The sequence below is a fragment of the Streptomyces sp. NPDC044033 genome (assembly GCF_056434425.1).
Genome location: NZ_JBWKFF010000010.1, coordinates 86,923 through 102,927, shown reverse-complemented (window position 1 = coordinate 102,927; position 16,005 = coordinate 86,923). Strand labels below are relative to the sequence as shown.

At 72.8% G+C, this 16,005-nt stretch carries 12 protein-coding genes; 3 read left to right on the top strand and 9 right to left on the bottom strand.

Translation table 11 applies throughout. The annotated features are described in order from the left end of the window. Nucleotides 1-108: 108 nt before the first annotated feature. On the top strand, nt 109-1,518 hold the full coding sequence (locus AC07AB_RS19305) for a S28 family serine protease (RefSeq protein WP_478568119.1): 1,410 nt from the start codon (nt 109-111) through the stop codon (nt 1,516-1,518). A 77-nt stretch (nt 1,519-1,595) separates the two neighbouring features. Here the strand turns inward: AC07AB_RS19305 and AC07AB_RS19300 are convergent, their stop codons facing one another. From AC07AB_RS19300 to AC07AB_RS19280, 5 genes are all read right to left on the bottom strand, one after another. Beyond that, the gene (locus AC07AB_RS19300) at nt 1,596-2,429 is read right to left on the bottom strand and encodes a DeoR/GlpR family DNA-binding transcription regulator (RefSeq protein WP_478568116.1); all 834 of its coding nucleotides are present in this window, start codon (nt 2,427-2,429) and stop codon (nt 1,596-1,598) included. 73 nt (nt 2,430-2,502) lie between these two features. Continuing rightward, nucleotides 2,503-3,525: a zinc-dependent alcohol dehydrogenase family protein gene (locus tag AC07AB_RS19295; protein WP_478568113.1), complete on the bottom strand. Its 1,023-nt coding sequence runs from the start codon at nt 3,523-3,525 to the stop codon at nt 2,503-2,505. 78 nt (nt 3,526-3,603) lie between these two features. Next, nucleotides 3,604-4,062, bottom strand: coding sequence for an RpiB/LacA/LacB family sugar-phosphate isomerase (locus AC07AB_RS19290; protein ID WP_478568110.1), 459 nt, complete (start codon nt 4,060-4,062; stop codon nt 3,604-3,606). Nucleotides 4,063-4,190: 128 nt separating this feature from the next. Continuing rightward, nucleotides 4,191-5,063 carry a triose-phosphate isomerase family protein gene (locus AC07AB_RS19285; RefSeq protein WP_478568107.1) on the bottom strand — a complete coding sequence of 291 codons (873 nt, stop codon included), beginning with the start codon at nt 5,061-5,063 and terminating at the stop codon, nt 4,191-4,193. Nucleotides 5,064-5,176: 113 nt separating this feature from the next. Continuing rightward, the gene (locus AC07AB_RS19280) at nt 5,177-6,982 is read right to left on the bottom strand and encodes a dihydroxyacetone kinase family protein (RefSeq protein ID WP_478568104.1); all 1,806 of its coding nucleotides are present in this window, start codon (nt 6,980-6,982) and stop codon (nt 5,177-5,179) included. 289 nt (nt 6,983-7,271) lie between these two features. Between AC07AB_RS19280 and AC07AB_RS19275 the strand changes: the two genes are divergently transcribed. Then, on the top strand, nt 7,272-8,594 hold the full coding sequence (locus AC07AB_RS19275) for an MFS transporter (protein ID WP_478568101.1): 1,323 nt from the start codon (nt 7,272-7,274) through the stop codon (nt 8,592-8,594). A gap of 101 nt (nt 8,595-8,695) precedes the next feature. On the opposite strand, the gene AC07AB_RS19270 is transcribed toward AC07AB_RS19275, so the two are convergent. The 4 genes from AC07AB_RS19270 to AC07AB_RS19255 all read right to left on the bottom strand — a co-directional run bounded on the left by AC07AB_RS19270 (nt 8,696) and on the right by AC07AB_RS19255 (nt 15,148). Beyond that, a complete protein-coding gene (locus AC07AB_RS19270; protein WP_478568098.1) occupies nt 8,696-8,902 on the bottom strand; it encodes an acyl-CoA carboxylase subunit epsilon in 207 nt (68 codons plus the stop codon). A gap of 17 nt (nt 8,903-8,919) precedes the next feature. After that, nucleotides 8,920-10,503 (bottom strand): acyl-CoA carboxylase subunit beta, encoded by a 1,584-nt coding sequence (locus AC07AB_RS19265; RefSeq protein ID WP_478568095.1) that lies wholly within the window; start codon nt 10,501-10,503, stop codon nt 8,920-8,922. A 499-nt stretch (nt 10,504-11,002) separates the two neighbouring features. Beyond that, nucleotides 11,003-13,384 carry a polysaccharide lyase 8 family protein gene (locus AC07AB_RS19260; protein WP_478568092.1) on the bottom strand — a complete coding sequence of 794 codons (2,382 nt, stop codon included), beginning with the start codon at nt 13,382-13,384 and terminating at the stop codon, nt 11,003-11,005. 216 nt (nt 13,385-13,600) lie between these two features. Next, nucleotides 13,601-15,148, bottom strand: coding sequence for an FAD-dependent monooxygenase (locus AC07AB_RS19255; protein ID WP_478568089.1), 1,548 nt, complete (start codon nt 15,146-15,148; stop codon nt 13,601-13,603). Nucleotides 15,149-15,254: 106 nt separating this feature from the next. On the opposite strand from AC07AB_RS19255, the gene AC07AB_RS19250 reads away from it, so the two are divergent. After that, nucleotides 15,255-15,893 (top strand): TetR/AcrR family transcriptional regulator, encoded by a 639-nt coding sequence (locus tag AC07AB_RS19250; RefSeq protein ID WP_478568086.1) that lies wholly within the window; start codon nt 15,255-15,257, stop codon nt 15,891-15,893. The last annotated feature ends 112 nt before the right edge of the window (nt 15,894-16,005 follow it).

The window sequence follows — 16,005 nt, the reverse complement described above, 5'->3', positions numbered from 1 at the left end:
GTGTTGTTGTTTTTTTTTCTCTCCTTCCCCCCCCCCCACCCAGTAACCCCCAACCCCCCCCCGCCGGCGGGGGACGCGGGGCGGGGGCGGGGTGGCTTGGCTGGGGGTATGGAGAAAGTTGTGTACCGACCCGAGCGCCGCCGCCGTGTGCGGCGCTCTCTTCTCACGTGGCTGCTCGTACCGGCTCTGCTGGCCGCGGTCGAAACCGGACTGGTCGCGGGGCCGCCCTCAGCCATGGCCCGCGGGAACAAGGGACAGAGTGCCCGGCAAGACGCCGACGCGAACATCCGCGACAGACTCGCGGCCATTCCCGGCATGCGCGTCCTGTCGGAGGCCCCTGCCGCGCCCGGCTACCGCTACTTCCGGCTGAGCTACCGGCAGCCCGTCGACCACCGCCACCCCGAGCGAGGCTCCTTCGCCCAGCGGCTGACCCTGCTCCACAAGTCCGTACAGCGTCCGATGGTCCTCTACACCACCGGCTACGAACTCGGCGACGACCCCGCCTTCCGCTCCGAGCCGACACAGCTCGTCGACGGCAACCAGATCTCCACCGAGCAGCGGTACTTCGGCACGTCCCGCCCCCGTGAACTCGACTGGACGAAGCTCGACATCCGGCAGGCGGCGAGCGACCACCACCGGCTCGTCCAGGCGCTCAAGTCGGTGTACCGCGCGCCGTGGATCTCCACAGGCGGCAGCAAGGGCGGCATGGCCGCCGTCTACCACCGGCGCTTCTACCCGCACGACGTGGCCGGCACCGTCGCCTACTCCGCCACGAACAACACCGACGACCAAGACGACAGCGCCTGGGACGCGTTCCTGGGGCACGTGGGCTCCGCGCCCTGCCGGGCCGCGCTGAGCGGCGCGCAACGCGCGGCGCTGGAGCGGCGGACGGAGCTGGTCGCACGGTACGCCCGTTGGGCGCGGGAGGAAGGACAGAGTTTCAGTGTCGTCGGAAGCGCCGACAGGGCATACGAACTCGCGGTCCTGCGGCTCCCGATGATGTTCTGGATGTACCAGGGCGGCGCGGGCTGCGAGGCGGTGCCGCGCCCGGACGCGTCCGACGACGCACTGTACGGATGGCTCAAGAAGGTCACGCAGCTGCCCGTCTACGCCGACAGCACCGTCTCCTCGCTCACTCCGTACTTCTACCAACTCGGCACCGAGCTGGGATATCCGCACTTCGCGGCCCCGCGTCTGAAGGCACTGCTGCGCTACCCCGGAATCCAGGAGCCGCGTACGTACGTCCCTCGGAACATCCCGCTGCGCTTCCGGCCCGCCGCCATGCCCGACATCGACCGCTGGGTGCGGCAGCGCAGCAGCCGGCTGCTGTTCGTGTACGGGGCCGAGGACCCCGGCCGCTCCGAGCCGTTCCGGGTGGGTGAGGGCGGCGCCCGGCGGGACGCCCACGTATACGTGGCCCTCGGCAGCGCTCATCACGCCCGCATCGCCAAGCTCGACCCGGCTGACGCCGCACGTGCCGCCGGCGCGGTCCGTTCCTGGGCGCGCGGCGGAAGGTGAGCGAGCCGCATCGCGCGGTGGCTTCGGCGCCCGGCGGGCTGTAGAGCCCGGCGGGGCTCACCGCCCGGCGGGTCGCGTCACCCCGGCAGCGCGGCCAGTTCCAGGCGTACGCCCAGGGCGCGCAGCGCCTCCTGGTGCTCCGTGGGGAGCTGGTCGTCGCTGATCACCGCGTCGAAGTCGGTGAGCGGGGCCAGCTGGTAGAGGGCCTGGCGGCCGAATTTGGAGTGGTCCACCAGGAGCACACGCCGCCGCGCCGCCGCCAGCAGGGCGCGCTTGACCAGCACTTCCTCCTGCGACTGGTGGTAGCAGTGGCCGTTGTCGACGGCGGAGGCGGAGATATAGGCGACGTCGGCGCGCAGGGAGCGGGCCATGTCGGCGGTGAACATGCCGACGAAGGCGTTGAACGAGGCGTGGTAGACGCCGCCCAGGGCGATCACCTGGATCTCCGGCTCGTCGGAGAGCTCGTTGATGACCTGGAGCGAGTTGGTGATCACGGTGAAGGCGCCGCGCGCCGACAGCCCCGTGGCGAAGGAGAGCACCGTGCTGGAGTCGTCCACGATGACGGCCTGGCCGGGCTCCGCGCCTTCCAGGGCCGTGGCGCAGATGGCCTGCTTCTCCTCCAGCCGGGTGCTGCCGCGCCAGCGCGCGTTGCTCTCGAAGAGCGCGCTCGGCGCGGCCGTCGCCCCGCCCCGTACCTTCCGCAGCCACCCCTGGTGCTCCAGGGAGTCGAGGTCCCGGTGCACGGTCATCTGGCTGACGCCGAGGTCGCGCACCAGGTCCTCGATGGACACCTGGCCCCGCTGGAGCACCCGGTCCGCGATCATCTTGCGGCGCTCCTTGGGGCTCAGCTTGATGATCCGCTCGGCCTCCGCGCTCCGGTCGGACGTTCGGTAGCTGTCGCTGTCGCTCAACAGCTGTTCCTTCCCTGGCAGGACAGGCGTACGGGTATCCCGATGAGTTTACGGCGGCGCGGCGGCCCCGGGGTCAGGACGCGGTGCCCGCCGCCAGGCCGGGGATGATCTGGATCTTGCGGCCGGTGCCCTTGCCGAAGGTCTCCAGCGCTTCGGCGTAACCGTCCAGCGGGAAGCCGTGGGTGATCATGGTGTCGGAGTCGATCAGCCCCTGGGCGAGCAGTTCGAGGGCGCGGCCGTAGCTGTGCAGGATCGCCATGCTGCCGACGATGCGGATCTCGTCGTTGTAGATGCGGAACGGCGAGAACTGCGCCAGGTCGTGGTCGGGCGCGCAGCCGAACTGCTGGAACGTGCCGCCCCGGCGTACCCGGCCGAAGCCGTCCTGGATGGCGGGCACCGCGCCGGTGCAGTCGACGACGACCTCCCAGCCGCTGCGGCCCGCCCGCGGCAGGGCGCCGGCGCTGGTGGCGACGGCGTCCGCGCCGAGCTTGCTGGCGACCGCCAGCCGCTCCTCGTTGAGGTCGACCACCTCGACGGTCGCGGCGCCCGCGCGCTTGGCGGTCTGGAGGTAGAGCAGCCCCATGGTGCCCGCGCCGTAGATCAGGAAGTTGTCCCCGAGGTCGGGCTTCACCAGGTCGAGACCGTGCACGATGGTGGACAGCGGCTCGATCAGGGTGGCGTGGCGCGGTTCGAGCCCGGTGGGCAGCCGGTGGATGTTGCGGGCCGGGACCTTGACGTACTCGGCGCAGGCGCCGTCCTGGGTGATCCCGATGGTGCGCCAGTCCTCGCAGAGGTTGCCGCGGCCCTTGGCGCAGTAGTAACACGCCCCGCAGTAGATGGCCGGGTCCGCCGCGACCAGGTCGCCGACGGCCATACCGGTGACCTGCGAGCCGGTCTCGACGATCTCACCGGAGAACTCGTGGCCCGGCACCACGGGGTAGCGGGTCGGCCCGAACTCCCCCGCCAGCATGTGCACATCGGTGCCGCACAGGCCGACCGCGGCGACCTTGACGATCACGTCGTCCGGGCCGGGGGTGGGGTCGGGGATGGTGGTGATGTTGAGCTTGTTGGGTGCCTCGATGACTACGGCGCGCATGACGGCTCCTGACGTTCGGGGTGATACCAGGGGTGCGGTGGTACCGGGGTTGTGATGGGCCCAAGTGGAGCGGTGGGCTCAGGCGACGTTGTGGTAGCGGGACTCGACCCGCCTGATCTTCTCCACCTTGGGCGCGGAGCCACCGCCCGCGAACTCCGAGCCCAGCCAGTGCTCCAGGCACAGCTTGGCGCTCTCGATGCCCAGGGTGCGGACGCCGAAGCACGCGATCTGGGCGTCGTTGGACTTGCGGGCGCGCTCCGCGCTGTAGGTGTCGGGGATCTGCGCGGCGCGCACGCCCGGCACCTTGTTGGCGGTGATCGCCATGCCGATACCGGTGCCGCAGACCAGCACGGCACGGTCGTACGTACCCTCGGCGACGCCCTCGGCCACCCGCTGGGCCACGTCGGGGTAGTCCTCGTCGGGGGCGGCGGACAGGTCCTCGACCTGGTAGCCGTGCTCGACGAGGTAGTTCTTCAGCTCGTCCTTCATCGGGACGCCGGCGTCGTCGGCTCCGATGGCGATGGTCTTCTCAGGCATCGTTCGTCCTTGATGGGGTCGGGTGCGGGTGTCGTACGAGCGGGGGTCCCGTACGGGCCGGGTGCCGTACGGGCCGGGGCTGCGTAGGGCCGGGTGCCGTACGGGGCCGGGCGGCGTACGGGCGTGGGTCAGGGGGCTCCGGCCGGCGGGCGGGACGCCACTTCGGCCAGCACCTTGCGGAGGTTGGCGGTGTCGTGGGCGAGGCGGCCGAGGAACAGCCCGTCGAGCGGGGCCCGTACGCCGTCCGCGTCCGGCGCGGTCAGCTCGGTGAAGGTGCCGGGCCCGGCGGTGCCGCCGTAGATGACCCGGCCGCGAACGCCCAGTTCGGCGAGGCGGCGCCGGATCGCGGCGGTGACGGCTCGGACGTGGGCGGCCGGGGCGGGGCGGTCCGCGCCGATGGCCCACACCGGTTCGTAGGCGACGATCACCTCGCTTCCGGCGGCGGCGCCGGAGAGCGCCGCCTCGACCTGGCCCAGGGTCTCGGCGATCGCGGCGTCGAGCGCGCCCGCGGTGGCGTCGCCCGCGCAGATCACCGGGGTCAGACCGCGGCGGACGGCGGCGGCGGTCTTGGCCGCCACGATCCCGTCGTCCTCGCCGAAGTGGCGGCGGCGCTCGGCGTGCCCGACCTCGACGTGGGAGGCGCCCAGTTCGGCGAGCTGCCCGCCGGAGACCTCGCCGGTCCAGGGGCCGCTGTCGGCCCAGTGCAGGTCCTGCGCGCCGTAGGCGACACCGGTGCCGGCCAGCAGCTCGCGGGCGTCGGTGAGCGAGGTGAAGGAGGGCAGCACGAACAACTCCACGGGCAGCCCGCCGGTCGCCTCGCGGGCGAGCTCGGCGACCTCGGCGAGCCAGCGCCGCGTCTCGGCCACCCCCATATAGAGCTTGAGGGACACCCCGACGAGGGGGCGGGGGGCTGCGCGGTGGTCCGCGTCGGCGGCGCGGTAGTCCACGTCAGCGTCATGGTCCCCGGCGGCGCGGCGGTCCGCATCAGCGCGGTAATTCACGTTCATCCCCTGGGCCGCATCCACCGTGTGGGCCACATCCGCCCGGCCCGCTTCCCGCCCGCGCGCCTTAACCGAGCGGAGGCTGTCTGCCGTCCCAACCGTCGCCTCGGCGTTCATGCCGGGTCCAGCGACGGCGCGAGCGACCGGCCGACGGCCGTGAGCAGCAGTGCGAGCGAGGTGGCCCCGGCGTCCGCGTGGCCGTAGCCGAGGGCGCCCATCCGGGCGGCGCGCCCCCTGGCGGGGGTCAGCGAGGCGGTGGCCTCGGCCGCGCGGGTGGCGTCCAGGGCGGCGGCCGACCAGGCGGCGGCGGGCTCGACGCCCGCTCCGGCCTCGGCACGGAGCCTTACCCGGAACGGGTCGAGCGCGTCGAGCAGCGTCTTCTCCCCCACCTGGGCCCCGCCCAGTTCGACGACGGCGTCGAAGGCACCGTCCACGGCATCGGCCAGCGACTCCGTGCTGACCTGCGGCTTTCCGGACTGCGCGGCGCGCGTGAGGCCCGCGCCGGTCTCGGCGAGCAGCGCGCCGTACAGCGCCCCGGAAGCCCCGCCGGAGGCGTCGGCCAGCGCGAGCCCCGCGGCGAGCAGCGTCGTACCCGCCGCGGCAGCGCCCCGCGCCGACCGCGCCGCGGACTCCTCCACCGGCTCCGCCGCCCGCGCAGCCGCGACCGCCGCCCGCAGGCCGCGGACGATCCCCATGCCGTGGTCGCCGTCGCCGGCGACCGCGTCGAGGCGGCCCAGCTCGTCCTCGTGCTCGGCGACGAGTTCGTACCCCGCCTGGAGGGCGGCCGTGACGGGGCCGTCCGCGGCGGTGGGGGCGGGGCGGGGCGCGGCCGACGGGGCGGCCTCCGGCTCCGGCCGTACGTCGGCGTCGTGTACGTCATACGCGCCGGGCGTGCGGCGGAAGGCAGGGGTGTCGCAGGGGGCGTCGTACAGCTCGGCCAGTTCGTCGTCGAGGACCATCAGGGACAGGGAGACGCCGGCCATGTCGAAGGAGGTCACGAACTCGCCGACCTCGGGGCGGAAGGGCCGCAGCCCCGCTGCCGCCAGCCGCCGGTGGACATGGCGGTAACAGGCGAACATCTCCTCGTACTTGGTGCGGCCGAGGCCGTTGAGGAGCACCGCGACGCGGCCGTCGCCGACGCCGGGGAGGTCCGGGAGCAGATTCTCGACCAGGGCCTCGGCCAGCTCCTCGGCGTTGAGCCGCTTGGTGCTGCGCAGGCCGGGCTCGCCGTGGATGCCCATGCCGAGCTCCATGGTGCCCTCGTTGACGTTGAACAGCGGCTCGCTCGCGCCGGGCAGCGTGCAGCCGGCGAAGGCGGCGCCGAAGGTGCGGGTCATGGCGTTGGCACGGCGCGCGAGGCGGGCGACGGAGTCCAGGTCGTCGCCGCGGTCGGCCGCCGCGCCGGCGATCTTGAAGACGAAGAAGTCGCCGGCGACGCCGCGCCGGTCCCTGGACGGGTCGACGGGGGCGCCCTCCACCGGAGCCGGGCCGCTGGCCACATCGTCCGTGACCAGGACCGTACGGGTGGCGACGCCTTCGGCGGCGAGGCGGCGGGCGGCGAGCCCGAAGTGCATGACGTCGCCCGCGTAGTTGCCGTAGGTGAACAGCACGCCGGCACCGCCGTCGGCCGCGCGGGCGGTGCGGTAGACCTGCTCGGCGCTGGGGCTGGCGAAGACGTCGCCGATGGCGGCGGCGTCGGCGAAGCCGGGGCCGACCAGTCCGGCGAAGGCCGGGTAGTGGCCGGAGCCGCCGCCGATGACCACGGCTACCTTGCCGGGGCGGGGCGCATGCCGGCCGACGACGCCGAAGGCGTCGGGGACGCGGCGGACCGTACGGGCGTAGGCGTCGGCCAGCCCCTCGATCCAGTCCTCGCGGAAGGTGGCGGCGTCGCCGTCGGGACCGGGGGATGCACTGCTCATGACTTCACACTCCTACGCGTCGCTGCTGTTTGATTTAACACCGATCTCGCACATCTGTCACCCCCTCCCATCCAGACCGGAGCCCGACCCGAACACCCGAATCCCCCTGAAATTCCCGATAGATACCGTCTCCACCAGGCGAGATGACCCCGCCGCCCCTCACCGCTCCCCCGCCGCAAGAAATCTCGGCTTCACATCTTGCATGTGAAATTAACAAGAACCATGATGCTTTCAGCCCCGGTCTCCCCAACCCCCGTCCCCCAACTCCCCGCTCCGTCGGAGGCACAACATGGTCAGCACCCACCCCCCGGCCGGTGCCCCCCGGTCGCTCCTCGACCGCATGGGCATCCCCAAACCCCTGGCCTTCGGCTTCCTCGGGGTTCTGCTCTTCATGGTCGGAGACGGCGTCGAGTCCGGCTTCATCGCGCCGTTCATGGCCGATCACGGGGCCGGGACCGAGGTGCGCGCCTCGTATGTGATCACCGCGTACGGCGTCACGGTGATGGTGGCGTCCTGGCTCTCGGGAGCCCTGGCCGACCTCTGGGGGCCGCGCCGGGTGATGCAGCTCGGCCTGGTGATCTGGGTCGTCTTCGACGTCCTGTATCTGGCCTTCGCCCTCGGCGGTGAGAACTACCCGCTGATGCTGCTCTTCTACGGGCTGCGCGGCTTCGGCTACCCGCTCTTCGCCTTCGGCTTCCTGGTGTGGATCACCGCCACCACCCCGCCGGCCCGGCTGGGTACCGCCGTCGGCTGGTTCTACGTCGCCTTCACCGGCGGGCTGCCCACCCTCGGCTCACTGGTCGCCGGCGTCACCAACCCGCTCTTCGGCCAGTTCGCCACCCTGTGGACCGCGCTCGGCATCATCGCGCTCGGCGGTGTGATCTGCATGGTCGGCGTCCGGGAGCGCACCGGCTTCACCCGGCTCGCCCCGCCCGACGCGCAGCCCGTGCAGCGGCTGACGTCGAGCCTCGCCATCATCTGGCAGAACCCCCGGGTCGCCGTCGCCTGCGTGGTGCGCATCATCAACACCGCGCCGGAGTTCGGCTTCCTGGTCTTCCTGCCGACCTTCTTCGGCGACCGGATCGGCTTCGGGGAGGGGGGCTGGCTGACCCTGCTGGCCGTCATCTACGGCACCAACGTGATCTTCAACCTCGTCTTCGGCGCGATCGGCGACCGCATCGGCTGGCAGCGGACGATCGCGACGTTCGGCGGCCTGGGCTGCGCGGTCACCACCCTGATGCTGTACTTCGTGCCGCTCGCCGCCGGTGACCGCTACTGGGTGGCCATCGTGGTCGGGATGCTCTACGGCGTCGCGCTCGCCGGGTTCGTCCCCATCTCGGCGCTGGTCCCCAACCTCGCCCCCGAGAACAAGGCGGGCGCGATGGCCCTGCTCAACCTGGGCGCGGGCGGCGCGGCCTTCGTCGGCCCCGCGATCGTCAGCGTCTTCCTGGGATCGGTGGGCCCCGCCGGGGTGGTCATCATCTTCGCCGCGCTGTACGTGCTCGCCTCGGTGCTGACGATGGTGTTCCTCAAGCTGCCCGAGGGCAGCACGGCCCGGATCGCTCCCGAGACGCCGCCCCAGGAGGCCGAACCGGCCCCGGCGAGCGCCTGAACCGCCGCCCCGTCACGCCAGGAGCCCCGCACACGCGAAGTGTGCGGGGCTCCTGGCCGTACGCGGGTCCGTACGGAGGCGAAATCCGTACGGGTGGGAAATCAGCCCTGCCAGCTGTGCGGCGCCCGGAAGCCGGGCGTGCGCTCCAGGCGGCGCCAGCCCGCGGTGGTACGGCGCGGGCGGGGCAGGGTCGCGTGGTCCTGGGTGGCGGCGGCGCGGGCGAGGAGGACCGCGGTGACGGCGGCCAGCTCCTCGGCGTCGGCCTGGCCCTTCTCCACGCGAACGACGGCGTCTGTGGGAGTGCTCATGTCCGGTTTCGTCTCCATTACTGCGGCGGGTTGCCGTGCTTGCGGGACGGCAGATCGGCGTGCTTGGCGGCGAGCATCGCCAGGGACCTGATGAGGACCTGGCGGGTCTCGACCGGGTCGATGACGTCGTCGACCAGGCCGCGCTCGGCCGCGTAGTAGGGGTGCATCAGCTCGGACTTGTACTCCTTGACCATGCGCGCCCGCATGGCCTCGGGGTCGTCCGCCTCGGCGATCTGCTTGCGGAAGATCACGTTGGCCGCGCCCTCGGCGCCCATGACCGCGATCTCGTTCGTGGGCCAGGCGTAGGTCAGGTCCGCGCCGATGGACTGGGAGTCCATGACGATGTACGCGCCGCCGTACGCCTTGCGCAGGATCACCGAGATCCGCGGCACGGTGGCGTTGCAGTACGCGTAGAGCAGCTTCGCGCCGTGCCGGATGATCCCGCCGTGCTCCTGGTCGACGCCGGGCAGGAAGCCGGGGACGTCCAGCAGCGTGATGATCGGGATGTTGAAGGCGTCGCACATCTGGATGAACCGGGCGGCCTTCTCGGACGCCTCGATGTCCAGCACGCCGGCCAGCGACTGCGGCTGGTTGGCGACGATGCCCACGACCTGGCCGTCGAGGCGGGCCAGGGTGCACAGGATGTTGGTGGCCCAGCGCTCGTGGATCTCCAGGGACTCGCCGTCGTCGACGAGCTCCTCGATGACCTTGCGCATGTCGTACGGGCGGTTGCCGTCGGCCGGCACGAGGTCCAGCAGCGCCTCGCCGCGCCGGTCGGCGGGGTCCTGGGACTCGGCGACGGGCGGGTTCTCGCGGTTGTTCTGCGGCAGCATCGACAGGAGGAAGCGCACCTCTTCGAGGCAGGTCTCCTCGTCGTCGTAGGCGAAGTGCGCCACGCCCGACGTCTCGGCGTGCACATCCGCGCCGCCCAGCCCGTTCTGCGTGACCTTCTCGCCGGTCACCGCCTGCACCACGTCCGGGCCGGTGATGAACATCTGCGAGGTCTCGCGGACCATGAACACAAAGTCGGTCAGGGCCGGGCTGTAGGCCGCGCCGCCCGCGCACGGGCCGAGCATCACGGAGATCTGCGGGATCACCCCGGAGGCCCGGGTGTTGCGCTGGAAGATGCCGCCGTAACCGGCGAGCGCCGAGACGCCCTCCTGGATGCGGGCGCCCGCGCCGTCGTTCAGCGACACCAGGGGCGCGCCCGCGGAGATCGCCTTGTCCATGATCTTGTGGATCTTCGTGGCGTGGGCCTCGCCCAGCGCGCCGCCGAAGATCCGGAAGTCGTGCGCGTAGACGAAGACGGTACGGCCCTCGACGGTGCCCCAGCCGGTGATCACGCCGTCGGTGTACGGCTTCTTCGCCTCCAGGCCGAACCCGGTGGCGCGGTGCCGGCGCAGCGGCTCGATCTCGTTGAAGGAGCCCGGGTCCAGCAGCAGGTCGATGCGCTCGCGGGCGGTCAGCTTTCCCTTGGCCTTCTGCGCCTCGGTCGCCCGGTCGCTCGGCCCGCGGCGGGCCTGCTCACGGATCGCGTGCAGCTCGGCGACGCGCCCACGGACGTCACTCGCCTCTACGGGCGCCCCTTCGAGATTGCTCATGGCATCGACGGTACGTGGCCGAGGCCATAGAACTACATGTTGCTTTCGTACAACGTCGAGCCCGATTTCGTGGGCAGGCAGAACAGAAGTGCACAGCAGGGCCCCTAACGCCATCCCGGAATAGGGGTTGCGATCTGTTGATACTCCACAAAGGTCGGCGCACTGAGCCGTAGGGTGCCGGGCTTGACCTCACCCTCCGGCGGGCCCGGCCCGTGCCCGCCGCCGCCTCGCCGGACGGGCGCTTCCCCCGCCCTGACCGGGCCAACCGCCCGTCGGTGGCCGCCAGCGGGGCCTCGTATCCCCGGCAGGGGCGGCGGTCGCGTCATAGGCTGACACGTTCGCGTGCGGCTCGCGCGCGCGGGGCGGCGCCGTCTGCCCGGCGGTCAGCCGGTTGCCGCACGCCGTACAGCTCGCGCGCGGGGCTGCGCCCGGCCTCTGGAAGCAGGGCAGGACGCCCTCGGACATACGGCTCGCGCGCACGGACCGGCGTCGGCGCCCGCTACCGACCCGCTTCGACCGTGCAGGAGTGCGTCGCGCAGGCCGTGCCCGGTGTGACGCGCAGGCGCAGCGAGCGGCCCGCGGCCAGGATCTCGACCGTGGCGTCGTGGGCGGTCACCCGTCGTACGGGATGGGCCCAGGTGACCTCGAAGGGAGCGCCGTCCCGTGTCGGGCCCGCCATGTGCAGCGCGGTGGTGCGGCCGTGGCGGCGGGTCAGGATGCTCGCAGGGGCGGTCGTGGTGAGCGGGCCGGCGGTGGCCGCGCGCCAGAAGTTGACGGCGGTGATGCCGAGCGAGGGCACCGATACCCCCTGCCGGTCGCGGGAGTTGGCGAGGACGGTGAGCCAGGCGGGGTCGGCGGCGCGGGCGGCGACGACGCGCGGGCTCGCGCCGGGCATCAGGAGGTAGGCGTACGCGGCGTCGGTCGGGTCCGTGCCGTGGTCGTGCCGGAGGGTGAGGTAGCGGCGGGTGATGGGGTCGGGGACGGCGCCGGAGTTGATGTCGCGCCAGGAGCCCGTACGCGCCTCGCGCAGGGCCCGCAGCGGCGCGCCGCCGGGGAAGACATAGCCGCCGTGCCCGGCCAGGTGCGCCCAGTGGACGCGGCGGAACGCCCTGCTCCAGCCCAGCGCCGACGGCTGGGGAACGCCGTCGACGATCAGCCGGGGCGCGCCGTCCGCGCCCAGGTTGCGGTTGTCGACGACGGTCTCGGCGGGGACGCCGTCGCGGCCGGTGATGCCCGCGCCGAGGCAGACCACCGCGTCCGCGAGGCAGAACCAGGATTTTCTCGCTTCCAGCGTGCTGGAGAGCCCCTTCACCTGCTGCCCCACGGCTGCGAACTCCCCGTCCGTGGTGCCGCCCACCCACGCCGCGGCGGGTTTGGGGTCGCCCCAGCCGCCGCCCTCGTCGTCGGCGAGCCGCTTGGTGGAGACGGTGGTGCCGGGGAGCCGGTAGGGGTCGACGGTCGGCCAGAAGGCGTCCGTGTACTGGTCGCCGCCGTGTGTCGCGCCCCACCAGTAGAGCATTCCGGCGCCGGTGTGCCAGCCGCGCGGGTTCTCGCCGTTGCCGTTCTCGTAGTACGCGATCCGGTCGGAGGCCATGGCGATGTTCGCGGCCCAGTCGGGGCGGCGGTGCACGGCGCGGTCCATGGCGGCGAAGAGCCGGTGGCCGACGGGTTCGGGTGCGGCCCCTCCCTGACCTGCGGCGACGGCCGCGAGCCGGGCCAGGTCCGCGACGCCGAACTGCGGGTCGGCGCCGACCGGGGCGCTGGTGTCGCGGGCGGTCCACCCCCTGATCATGCGGTGCCAGCGCTCGCGCTCCGCCTCGCTCGCCCCGCCGCCGAGCAGCGCGATGGCCGCCAGCAGCAGGTGCCCGCGCTGGTGGTCGCTCTGGAGAATCCTGTTCGCGTCGGCGCTCTGCACGCCTCGGCTGACGGCGCGCCCGGAGACGCTGTCCATCATCAGCCCGTTGTGGAGGAGGGGTGCGTAGGCGTGCTCGACGCTGTCGTGGATGATCTGCCGCCGGGGGTCGGTGACCTCCCAACTGGAGCCGCGCAGCAGGGTGAAGAGCCGGCCGAGCCCGTCGAGGAGGACATAGCCGTACGTGCCGGAGTACGCGACCCACGTGTGCTGGACGAAGGAGCCGTCGGCGTAGAGGCCGTCGCCCTTGGTGACGTAGGGGAAGACGGGCGTGAGGGCGTCGCGGGCGAGCGCGAGTTTCGCGGGGGCCGCGCCGAGCATGCCGCGCAGGGCGACGACGCGGCAGAGGTCGACGCGGTTGGCGCCGGTGCTGGTGCCGGTGTAGTCGCCGAGCATGCTGTCGGGGACGAAGTGGTCGACGGCGGCGAGCAGTTCGGCCCGTCGGTCCTCGGTGAGCCGCCCGTACACGAGGGTGAGGGTGTCGAGGAGGAGACGGGGGCTGCCGATCTGCCACTCCCACCAGTTGCCGTACCGGGTGGTGGCCGGGTTGTAGACCGTGGCGTGCAGATGGCCGAGGCCGGTGGCGATGTCGGCGGCGAGTGCGGGGTCGCCGGTGAGGCCGGTACCGGGCTGGGCGTACGCCTGGGCCATGGTGTTCAGGCGGCTGTAGCTGAGGGTGATGCCGGCGGGCGGGTCGTACGGGGCGTCGGGCCAGAGCGAGGCGGCGCTGGGCCGCATGCCCGCCCGGTAGGTCCTCGCGAAGGCGCCGGTCCGCTTCAGGCGTGCGGCGTACGGCTCGGCGGCGGGGTCGAAGCCGGTGCCGAGCATGAGGTCGCGCCAGCGCGTCCGCAGCGCCTCGAACTCGTCGGCGGCGTGCGCCGGCCGGACGGGCCCCGCGAGGGCGAGGGCGCTCGCGCCGGATGCGGCGAGGAAGCCCCGGCGGGACCAGGGTGTGCGCTGTGTTGGCACGGGGAACTTCTCCCCGGCCCGCCGCGGGCCGAAACCGAACCGGTGTCCGCGACGGAGCCGCGTACCCGCACCGAGCCCGGGCGACCCCGCCGACACCGGTGACCGCACGGCGGCCGGGTGAGCGCGCCGCAGCGGGGCGACCGCGCCGCGCCCCGGCCCGAGCGCCGAACAGCGAGGCGAGGCGGGCCGGGGCGAGCGCGCGTCAGCTCCGCCGGATCAGCGGCCGAGGCTGCGCAGGTAGTCCACCACCGCGGCGCCCCGGTCCGGCGCGTCCCCCGCCGACCGCAGCGCGACGTGGTTGTCAGGCCGCACGAGCACGACCCCGCCGCCCTCCATCCCGTACGCGGCGCGAGCGTGCCCCTCGTGGTCGTCGAGCCCTTCGGGGCCCGCGTCGATCAGGCACGTACGCAGCGGGCCCGCGTACTCCTCACGTGCCCTGGCCAGCGCCTTCGCGCTGTCCGGGCCGAAGCCGAGGAGGGTGTGCCCGGGGCCGGCGAACTTCTCGAAGAGCCGCACCGGCCGGCCGGTCGCCGCGTCCCGGCAGGGGGCGTCCGGGGCCCGGTCGCCCGCCGCGAGCCCGTCACCCTCCGCCGCCCGCTCCCCCGCGCCGCCCGAGAGCGAGCTCCAGCGGTAACCGACGCGCAGCGTACTGGTCTCCTCGCTCGCGCCCACGTCCGTACCGAAGTTCCCCGTCTTGGCGCCCTCCGTGATCCTTCGCAGCCCCTCGTTCGTGGTCTTCAGCGTCCAGGCCGCGACGGGCAGCCGCTCCTCCTCGTAGGTGTCCAGCAGGCCGGGCCCCGCGTGGCCGCCGATGACCAGCGCGAGCTTCCAGCCGAGGTTGAAGGCGTCCTGGATGCCGGTGTTCATGCCGAGGCCGCCCGCGATGGAGTGGACGTGCGCCGCGTCCCCGGCGATGAAGACCCGGCCCTCGCGGAAGCGGTCGGCCATGCGGACGTTGACGCGGTACGTGGACAGCCAGGTGGGGTTGGCCAGGCGCACCCCCGGGACGCGGGCGACCCGGTCGAAGAGGTCCTGGAAGACCTCCAGCGACGGTTCGGGCAGCCTGCCCCGCTCGTCCGTGCCGGTCGCCCCCTGGAGCTGCCAGTGCGACAGGCCGCGGAAGGGGCAGAGCAGGAGCCCGCGGCCGTCCCCGCCGAACCACTGGTGCCAGAAACCCCGGTCGAGACCGTCCGCCTCGACATCGCCGAGGATCATCATCTCCTCGGCCGCCGTCTCCCCCTCGAAGCTCACGCCCAGGGCCTTGCGCACGGAGCTCTTGCCGCCGTCGCACCCGGCCAGATAGTCCGCTTCGACGGTCCGCCCGTCGGCGAGCGTGGCGCGCACGCCGTGCTCGTCCTGCGTGAAGCCGGTCAGCTCGCAGCCGAGTTCGACCCGCACCCCGTACTCGGCGAGCTTGCCGCGCAGCAGTTCCTCGGTGCGCCACTGCGGCAGGAGCAGACCGCTGGAGTACGGGACGTCGGGCCGCGCCGCAGTGGAGACCCAGGAGACGGTGTCGGCGACGGGGACGGCGTCGCGGTACTTGCGCAGCACGATGTGCTCGGTCCCCGCCGCCGTGAGCTCGTCGTCGAGGCCGAGGTCGGCGAGGAGTTCGCGACTGCGCTGGTTGAGGCCCTTGCCGCGCGAGCCCCGGTGGAATTCGGGGGACTTCTCGATGATCCGTACAGCCACTCCGGCCCGGGCGAGCGAGCAGGCCAGGGTCAGTCCGGTGGGCCCCGCCCCCACGATCAGCACTGCGGTGTTCATACGGCTTCCCTCCGTCGTCATGTCGTCAATGGAACGCCGACCGGAGGGAAAACACAACCGAGTAACGAATTTATCTTGGTTGCGAAAAATCCGCTACAGTGGAGGCGTGACCGAGGAGAACGGACTGCGGGAACGCAAGAAACAGCGCACGCGGCGGACGCTGTCCGACACGGCCATCGACCTCTTCCTGGAGCACGGCTTCGACCAGGTGTCGGTGGCGGACGTGGCAGCAGCGGCGGAGGTGTCCAAGCCGACCCTGTTCCGCTACTTCCCCGCCAAGGAGGACCTGGTCCTGCACCGCATCGCCGACCACCAGGGCGAGTCGGCGCGCGTGGTCCGCGACCGCGCGCCGGGCCTGTCGCCGCTGGCTGCGCTGCGCGCCCACCTCCACGCGAGGCTGGACGCCCGCGACCCGATCACGGGCCTGAGCGAGGACGCGGCGGTGCGCGCGTTCGCCGACATGATGTATACGACCCCGAGCCTGCTGGCCCGCGTCGTGAACTACACCAACCGGGACGCGGACGAACTCACGGCCGAGCTGCTGGCGGCCGCGCCGGGGTCGGACGAGTCGGTGACACGGCTGGCGGCCGGCCAGATCCTGCTGGCCCACCGGCACCTCGCCCACGAGAACTGGCGGAGGGCGTCCGACGGCCCCACCCCCCAAGCCGCCCTGGCCGAGGCCCACGCCGCCGCCGACCGCGCGTACGACCTGCTGGCCGGGGGGCTGGGGCGGGACTACGGCTGAGCACCCGGGGCCGGAGCGGCTGGGGCGGGACTACGGCTGAGCGCCCGGGGCCGCGGCCGAAGGGCCCCGCCACGGCGGAAGCGGCCGCGCGCTCCGCGTCTCCGCTCCCCCG

Excerpts from the sequence above, each read along its gene's own strand:
- AC07AB_RS19275 (WP_478568101.1), top strand. The coding sequence starts at position 7,272 with ATGGTCAGCACCCACCCCCCGGCCGGTGCCCCCCGGTCGCTCCTCGAC.
- AC07AB_RS19280 (WP_478568104.1), bottom strand. The coding sequence starts at position 6,982 with ATGAGCAGTGCATCCCCCGGTCCCGACGGCGACGCCGCCACCTTCCGC.
- AC07AB_RS19295 (WP_478568113.1), bottom strand. The coding sequence starts at position 3,525 with ATGCGCGCCGTAGTCATCGAGGCACCCAACAAGCTCAACATCACCACC.
- AC07AB_RS19270 (WP_478568098.1), bottom strand. The coding sequence starts at position 8,902 with ATGAGCACTCCCACAGACGCCGTCGTTCGCGTGGAGAAGGGCCAGGCC.
- AC07AB_RS19255 (WP_478568089.1), bottom strand. The coding sequence starts at position 15,148 with ATGAACACCGCAGTGCTGATCGTGGGGGCGGGGCCCACCGGACTGACC.
- AC07AB_RS19290 (WP_478568110.1), bottom strand. The coding sequence starts at position 4,062 with ATGCCTGAGAAGACCATCGCCATCGGAGCCGACGACGCCGGCGTCCCG.
- AC07AB_RS19265 (WP_478568095.1), bottom strand. The coding sequence starts at position 10,503 with ATGAGCAATCTCGAAGGGGCGCCCGTAGAGGCGAGTGACGTCCGTGGG.
- AC07AB_RS19305 (WP_478568119.1), top strand. The coding sequence starts at position 109 with ATGGAGAAAGTTGTGTACCGACCCGAGCGCCGCCGCCGTGTGCGGCGC.